Here is a 7285-nt window from a genome sequence, read left to right as displayed (position 1 = left end):
TCGCCGTGGGCGATCAGGTTCTCCCGGTGCAGGGCGGCGCCGCACAGCGCCCGGCGCCGCACTCCGCCCCGACCGGCCCGCAGCAGGGCGGTGGCCACCGGCAGGAGCCGCAGCAGGCTCCGCCGCCCATGGCCACCGGCGGAGTCCCGCAGGTGCAGCCGCGGTGGGACGCGGTGCTGGAGGCGGTGAAGAAGCGCCGCCGCTTCAGCTGGATCCTGCTCAGCCAGAACGCCCGGATCAGCGGCGAGGACGGCTCCACCCTCCGCGTCGGCTTCGCCACGGTCGGGGCGCGCGACAGCTTCGTCAACAGCAACAGCGACGATCCGCTGCGTGAGGCGCTGGGGGAGGTGCTGGGAACCCCGTGGAAGGTCGAGGCCGTGGTCGAGGGCGGCGGCGGTGCCGCCCCGGCCGGGCCCGGTGGCGGCGGCTCGTACGGTGGCGGCCCGCAGGGGTTCACCCCGTCGCCTCCCGCCGCGCCCCCCACGGCGCCCGCGCCGCAGGCGCCGCAGCCGGGGGGCCGTCCCGGCGGGCCTCCCGCTGATGGCGGCGGTCAGGGCCCCCACAACGGCGGCCCGGCCCACGGCGGGCAGTCCCACGGCGGGCAGTCCCACGGCGGCGGTCAGGGTGCCCCGAACGGCGGGCGCCAGGGCGCGCAGGGCGGGCACGGCGGTCCCGCCGGCGGTCAGGGTCAGAGCGCCGGCCACGCCCCCTCCGGCGGTGGTGCCGCGACGGGGATGTCCGGTCGGCCGTCCTCGCCCCCGGTCGCCATCGAGGACGACATGCCGGCGTACGACGACGCCGACCTGGACGAGAAGGCCCTCTCCGGCCCCGAGCTGATCATCGACGGCCTCGGCGCCACGATCATCGAACAGGTCCAGAACGACTACTAGTGACCCGAGCCCGGGGTTTCCCGCCCACTGCCGACGAATCGCCGAAGCGGGCCACCGGCTCCCGGTGCGTGCCCAGCCCCCAGGCCCCGCCGGGCGGGTCGTACCACCGTCAAAAGGACATCGGGGAGTGCTCGGCGACGGCAGACCGTAGGCTCAAGGGGTACGTGCTTTTCATCGACTCCCAGGAGCGGCCGTGTTTCCCGGTGGTGGGGCGGACATGCAGCAGTTGCTGCAGCAGGCCCAGAAGATGCAGCAGGACCTCGCGCAGGCGCAGCAGGAGCTCGCGGAGACCCCCGTCGAGGGCTCTGCGGGCAACGGCCTGGTCAAGGCGGTGGTGACCGGCGCGGGAGAGCTGAAGGCGCTGGAGATCGACCCCAGGGCGGTGGATCCCGACGACACCGAGACCCTCGCCGACCTGGTGGTGGCCGCGGTGCGCGCCGCCAACGACAACGCCCAGCAGCTCCAGCAGGCCAAGCTCGGTCCGCTGGCCCAGGGCATGGGTGGCGGCGGCATCCCCGGCCTGCCCTTCTGACCGGCACGCCCCCGGCCGCCGGGGGCGTCGCGGTGGTGGGGCGGACGGGACGACGGGTGACCCGCGTGGGTGACAGTCACGTGGTAGCGGTGGAGCGGCCGGACAACTAGCCTCAAACCCACCGACGTTCAAGGGAAGAACAGGGAAGGCATCCGTGTACGAAGGCGTGGTCCAGGACCTCATCGACGAACTGGGCAGGTTGCCCGGCGTCGGTCCCAAGAGCGCGCAGCGGATCGCCTTCCACATCCTCCAGGCCGACCCGGTGGACGTGCGCCGGCTCGCGCAGACGCTGAACGAGGTCAAGGCGAAGGTCCGGTTCTGCTCGGTGTGCGGCAACGTCGCACAGGATGAGCAGTGCCGGGTCTGCCGCGATCCCCGACGTGACGCGACGGTCATCTGCGTGGTCGAGGAGTCCAAGGACGTGGTGGCCATCGAACGCACCCGGGAGTTCCGGGGGCGCTACCACGTGCTGGGCGGTGCGATCAGCCCGATCGACGGCATCGGCCCGGAGGATCTCCGGGTCAAGGAACTCCTCGCGCGCCTTGCCGACGGCACGGTGACCGAGCTGATCCTTGCCACCGATCCCAATCTGGAGGGCGAGGCCACGGCCACGTACCTGGCCCGGATGGTCGGCTCGTTCGGCCTGAAGGTCACCCGCCTGGCCAGCGGGTTGCCCGTCGGGGGAGACCTGGAATATGCCGACGAGGTCACGCTGGGGCGTGCCTTCGAGGGGAGGCGACTACTCGATGTCTGATGCCACCACCGCACCCAACGCACTCACCGCCACCGAGCTCCTGAACGTGACGGGCGGGCCCGCGCCCGCCGCCGTCCTGGAGGGTTCCGCGGGGTTCGCCGCGGCGACCGCCGCGACTTCCGCCGTCGAGGGCCCGGACGCCTTCGCCGTCCAGATCGCCGACCAGATCGAGAGCTTCATCATCGCCGTCGCGGAGATCGCCAAGGGCGACGACCCCGACAGCGCCGTGCCGCACCTGCTGCTCCAGATCTCGCAGCTGCTCCTTGCCGGCGGGCGCCTCGGCGCCCACGAGGACGTGGTCCCCGAGGAGCGCTACGAGCCGGACACCGGGCCCGAGCCGGACATGGACGGGCTGCGCGACGGCCTGGCCCGGCTGCTGGAACCGGTGGACGTCTACTCCGAGGTCTTCGACCCGTACGTGCCGCGGGCGATGCCCGTCGCCTGCCGGATCTCCGACGACCTTGCCGACGTCGTCACGGACCTGCGGCACGGCATGGCGCACTACCGGGCCGGGCGCGTCGGTGAGGCGCTGTGGTGGTGGCAGTTCTCCTACCTCTCCAACTGGGGCCCCACCGCCGGTGCCGCGTTGCGCGCGGTGCAGTCGCTGGTGGCGCATGTCCGCCTGGACACGCCGCTCGCCGAGCTGGACGGGCTCGACACGGACACCGAGGTGGAGGACGGCGACCTGGAGCGCCAGGCGGGTCGGGTGATGGCGGTGGAGATCGCCGCGCCGCTCGGGCTGCGCCCCGACCCGGCCTGACGACCCGGCCGCCCCCTCTCGGCAGCACGACCGCGCCGCCCGCTCGACCCCGGTAGGGGCAGCGGGTCGGCGCGGTCGGCCGTTTCCGCTCGACGCCGGAGGCCGGGCGGGCGGCGCCGGGCCGGACTCCCTGCCTCGCGGACACGCTCCACGGCCACCGCCCGTCACCGCGCACCGGCCGCCCGTCACGCCGCCCGCAGCCTCGGGCGCCACGTGCGGCGCGGCTCCGTGCGCCCCGGTGGTGCTGCCGACGGGCCGGCGGTTGCGCCCGTACGCGGTGCATGTGAAGGTGCCGTGCGCGGATGTAATGCGCCCTTACGAGTGGTTTCGCCGCTGTGAGCTGTCGCACGTTCGGTGTGTCGCCTGGTGGGACGGGCAGGGGTGACCCCGGAGCGGGCACACCGTCTCATGATGTGGCGGCGAAATGGGCGAAAGGTGTCCGCTCGGTAAGCTGAGCCGGCCGGTGTCCCCCGCGAGGGGGCCCGGAGAGCGAGACTGATTCGAGGAGCGAGCACACGTGGGCCTTGTCGTGCAGAAGTACGGCGGCTCCTCCGTTGCCGATGCCGAAGGCATCAAGCGCGTTGCCAAGCGAATCGTCGACACCAAGAAGGGCGGCCATCAGGTCGTCGTCGTGGTGTCAGCGATGGGTGACACAACGGACGAGCTGATCGACCTCGCCAAGGAGGTGTCGCCGGTCGCGTCGGGGCGCGAGTTCGACATGCTGCTGACCGCCGGTGAGCGCATCTCCATGTCCCTGCTGGCCATGGCCATCAAGTCCCTCGGGCACGAGGCGCAGTCCTTCACGGGCAGCCAGGCAGGTGTGATCACGGACTCCGTGCACAACAAGGCGCGGATCATCGACGTCACCCCGGGCCGTATCAAGAGCTCGGTCGACGACGGGAACATCGCGATCGTCGCGGGCTTCCAGGGCGTCTCCCAGAAGCGCAAGGACATCACCACGCTGGGCCGCGGCGGTTCCGACACCACCGCCGTCGCGCTCGCCGCCGCCCTCGACGCCGAGGTCTGCGAGATCTACACCGACGTGGACGGCGTCTTCACCGCCGACCCGCGGGTCGTGCCGAAGGCACGCAAGATCGACTGGATCTCGGCCGGCGAGATGCTGGAGCTGGCCAGCTCCGGCTCCAAGGTGCTGCTGCACCGCTGTGTCGAGTACGCACGCCGCTATCAGATCCCGATCCATGTGCGGTCGTCCTTCTCCGGACTGCAGGGCACCTGGGTCAGCAACGAACCGCGAGGGAACCAGCCGATGGAGCAGGCGCTCATCTCCGGTGTCGCGCACGACACCTCCGAGGCGAAGATCACGATCGTCGGGGTCCCCGACAAGCCGGGCGAGGCCGCGGCGATCTTCCGCGTCGTCGCCGACGCCGAGATCAACATCGACATGGTGGTGCAGAACGTCTCCGCCGCGGCGACGGGCCTCACCGACATCTCCTTCACCCTGCCGAAGACGGACGGCCCCACGGCCATCGGCGCGCTGGAGAAGCGGAAGGGCGCGATCGGCTTCGAGTCTCTGCGCTACGACGACCAGATCGCCAAGATCTCCCTGGTCGGCGCAGGGATGAAGACCAACCCGGGTGTGACGGCCACCTTCTTCGAGGCGCTGTCGAACGCCGGGGTCAACATCGAGCTGATCTCCACCTCGGAGATCCGCATCTCGGTGGTCACCCGGGAGGCGGACGTCAACGAGGCGGTCCGCGTCGTGCACACCGCGTTCGGACTGGACTCCGAGAGCGACGAGGCCGTCGTCTACGGCGGCACCGGCCGCTGAGTCACGCCCCGCGCATCGCGGGCGGCGTGCAGTCGCCCGTCTCCGGCCGCGCCCCGGCCCGCTCCGGCGGGCGGGACGCGAACCGCGCGCACCGCACCGGCCGGTTGCCACCCCGTAGCCACGGGGAGGCGACCGGCCGTCGGCGTCTCAGGGCGGCCCCCCCCGTGCCGCGCCCGCGCCGCCCGCGCCTGCCCGCGCCGCGCTTGGTCGCGTCGCCCGGTGCCGCGGCAGGCGCCGTCCGTCACAGCGGCTGCGCGTCCACGGAGAGGTAGGCGCGGCGCAGCCGGTCGAGCACGGGGTGCCCGGTGTCGAACGACACGTCGTCCACGGCGGCGAGCGGCCGGACCCCCACGCCCGCGTTGGTGGCGAACGCAGCTGTCATCTGCGGGAGTTGCTCCACGCCGACCGTCGTCCCGCCGCACCCCGGGTCCGTCCGTCGCAGCAGCTCGGAGGTCACCCCGGGCAGCGACTCACCGCACGGCCACACGACGGAGTCGTCCCGGACGAAGCCGACGTTCCAGGTCGCGCCCTCGGTCACGTGCCCCTCCGGATCGACGAACAACACGTCGTCCCAGCCGTCGAGTTGCGCGGACCGGCGAGCGTGCAGAGTGCCGAGGAGCGAGATGTGCTTCACCGTCGGCAGGTCGCGCAGGTGCCGGGTCGTCCGGACCCGCAGCGGTGCCGGGTGCGAGGCGGGTGCAGGCCGGACCGTCACCAGCACGCGGGGTTCGGCCTCGGTGGCCGGACGGACGATGTCGAGCTCCGGATCGAAGAGGGTCACCCGGACCATGACGTCCCCGTCGGGAACGGCACCGGCACCGGCACCGGCGTCGGTCACCGCCGCGCCGTGGTGCCGGGCGACGGCCCGGCGAACGTACCGCCGGATCCGGTCGGTGTCCGGCTCTGTCCCGAACAGCGCACGGGAGTCGCGGACCAGTCGTGCCAGGTGGAGGTCGAGCCCGCGCACCCGGCAGCCGTCGACGACGCGCATCGTCGTGAAGTGCCCGTAGCCGGTGAGGGCGGGGGCCAGCAGTGCCTCGCCCCTCACGGGGTGGCCGTCCAGCTCGGCGACGGGACGTCGGGGAGGTTGTGCCATACGGACAGGATCTCAGCGGAGTGGCAGCCCCGGGCGGGCGGCACCACGCGGCCCGCATCGAGGGCCGGGGACGCGGCGGGCCCAGCGGCACAGCGGTCACCGCCTGACCGGTTGTCCGGGAGTTGCCGCTCTTATCTCCGATGCTGCTCAACTGTGAACGTTCCGTGATCAACTCACCGCCTCGGCCGGGTTGATCGAGCCCACCACGCGGGGGAGGATTGACGCCCCCGCGGCGCGAACGGCGTGCCGGCGGTGGCGTTGACGGCGCCGGGCAGAGCCCACGCGCCCGGTGCGCGCCCCGCGGATCGGGCCCTGGACGGAGACGGGCGGTGCGGATGAGGGCGGTGTGCCCGGCGGCGAGAAACCTGTGCGCGCCGTACAACCAACGCGGGGGAGCGCGTGTCCAACAAGCGTGGCAGAGGTACTGGAATTCACCGCACCCGTGCACCGGTCGACCGCCCTCCCGCGTCCCGTTGCGGGGTTCCCGGTGATCGCCCCGATACCCGCTCACGAGGCGGCGCCCGTCCGGATAGCCACCGAGGACACGGACGCCTCCATGGTTGAGGGCACGTCCGTCGACCAGCTGACCGAGACCTACCAGCAGCACTACCGCTCGCTCCTCGGCCTCGCGGCCCTCCTCCTCGACGACACCGCCTCCTGCGAGGACGTCGTCCAGGAGGCGTTCATCCGGGTCCACTCCGCCCGCAGCCGGGTCCGCGACCCCGAGAAGACCCTCGCCTACCTCCGCCAGACGGTCGTCAACCTCTCCCGCTCGACGCTGCGCCGCCGCATCCTCGGCGTGAAGCTCCTGTCGAAGCCCATGCCGGACATGGCCAGCGCCGAGGAAGGCGCCTACGACAAGCTGGAACGCGCCGATCTCATCAAGGCGATGCGCAACCTCCAGCGCCGCCAGCGCGAGGTCCTGGTGCTGCGCTACTTCGCCGACATGTCGGAGGCGGAGGTCGCCGACTCGCTCGGCATATCGACCGGCTCGGTGAAGGCGTACGGCTCCCGGGGCATCGCCGCGCTGCGGGTCGCGATGGAGGCGCAGCAGTGAGCGGCGGCCCGGCGCGGGAACCGCGGCACGGGGGCCGGGAGGACGCGGCCCCGGCCGTTCCCACGGAGGCCGCGTCCCCGGGCGGCACGGAGGGTACCGACCCGACGGACGAGGCGGTGGGCGCCGCCGACGGCGCACCTGTACCGGATATGACCACGGCCGCCAGCCGGTCGTCCCAGGAACCCGCGCGGCCCGAGGCCGCCGCCGCGGACGGCCAGGCCGGCACCGCCGCCACCGCTGCCGCGGACGGCCACGCGCGGCCCGAGGCCGCCACGGACGGGGCTCCCGTCGCCGCCCCCGCTCCCGCCCGGTCGCCCTTCGACGCGTTGCTCGCAGATCTCGCCGGCCCGGTCGCCGGCCCACCGCCCACCGGTGAGGCCGAGGGGGTGCCGACCGAGTCGTCGGCA

General features: G+C 73.0%; 7 protein-coding genes and 1 pseudogene. 7 read left to right on the top strand and 1 reads right to left on the bottom strand.

Annotated elements, in window-relative coordinates; translation table 11 throughout:
- Positions 1 to 128 precede the first annotated feature (128 nt).
- The 5 genes from HCJ92_RS20555 to HCJ92_RS20535 all read left to right on the top strand — a co-directional run bounded on the left by HCJ92_RS20555 (position 129) and on the right by HCJ92_RS20535 (position 4725).
- Positions 129 to 890, top strand: coding sequence for a hypothetical protein (locus HCJ92_RS20555; protein WP_167935103.1), 762 nt, complete (start codon positions 129 to 131; stop codon positions 888 to 890).
- 193 nt (positions 891 to 1083) lie between these two features.
- Complete coding sequence (locus tag HCJ92_RS20550; protein ID WP_167935102.1) at positions 1084 to 1422, top strand: YbaB/EbfC family nucleoid-associated protein; 339 nt, start codon at positions 1084 to 1086, stop codon at positions 1420 to 1422.
- Between the two features lie 154 nt (positions 1423 to 1576).
- The gene (recR, locus tag HCJ92_RS20545; RefSeq protein ID WP_167935101.1) at positions 1577 to 2176 is read left to right on the top strand and encodes a recombination mediator RecR; all 600 of its coding nucleotides are present in this window, start codon (positions 1577 to 1579) and stop codon (positions 2174 to 2176) included.
- The gene (locus HCJ92_RS20540) at positions 2169 to 2936 is read left to right on the top strand and encodes a DUF5063 domain-containing protein (RefSeq protein ID WP_167935100.1); all 768 of its coding nucleotides are present in this window, start codon (positions 2169 to 2171) and stop codon (positions 2934 to 2936) included. Before recR ends, HCJ92_RS20540 begins: the two co-directional genes overlap by 8 nt.
- 517 nt (positions 2937 to 3453) lie before the next feature.
- Positions 3454 to 4725, top strand: coding sequence for an aspartate kinase (locus HCJ92_RS20535; RefSeq protein ID WP_167935099.1), 1272 nt, complete (start codon positions 3454 to 3456; stop codon positions 4723 to 4725).
- Positions 4726 to 4966: 241 nt separating this feature from the next.
- Here HCJ92_RS20535 and HCJ92_RS20530 read toward each other — a convergent pair whose 3' ends face one another.
- Positions 4967 to 5821: an aminotransferase class IV gene (locus HCJ92_RS20530; protein WP_167935098.1), complete on the bottom strand. Its 855-nt coding sequence runs from the start codon at positions 5819 to 5821 to the stop codon at positions 4967 to 4969.
- A 412-nt stretch (positions 5822 to 6233) separates the two neighbouring features.
- On the opposite strand from HCJ92_RS20530, the gene HCJ92_RS20525 reads away from it, so the two are divergent.
- Together HCJ92_RS20525 and HCJ92_RS20520 are read left to right on the top strand one after the other, a co-directional pair.
- Positions 6234 to 6878 carry a SigE family RNA polymerase sigma factor gene (locus HCJ92_RS20525; protein WP_420824750.1) on the top strand — a complete coding sequence of 215 codons (645 nt, stop codon included), beginning with the start codon at positions 6234 to 6236 and terminating at the stop codon, positions 6876 to 6878.
- A 149-nt stretch (positions 6879 to 7027) separates the two neighbouring features.
- Positions 7028 to 7285: pseudogene (locus tag HCJ92_RS20520) on the top strand (hypothetical protein); the annotation flags it as partial.

The sequence above is a fragment of the Streptomyces spiramenti genome (assembly GCF_012034385.1).
In the GTDB taxonomy this organism is placed as follows: domain Bacteria; phylum Actinomycetota; class Actinomycetes; order Streptomycetales; family Streptomycetaceae; genus Streptomyces; species Streptomyces spiramenti.
Note: the sequence above shows the minus strand (reverse complement) of the source record. Positions and strands in the feature narration are given on the sequence as shown.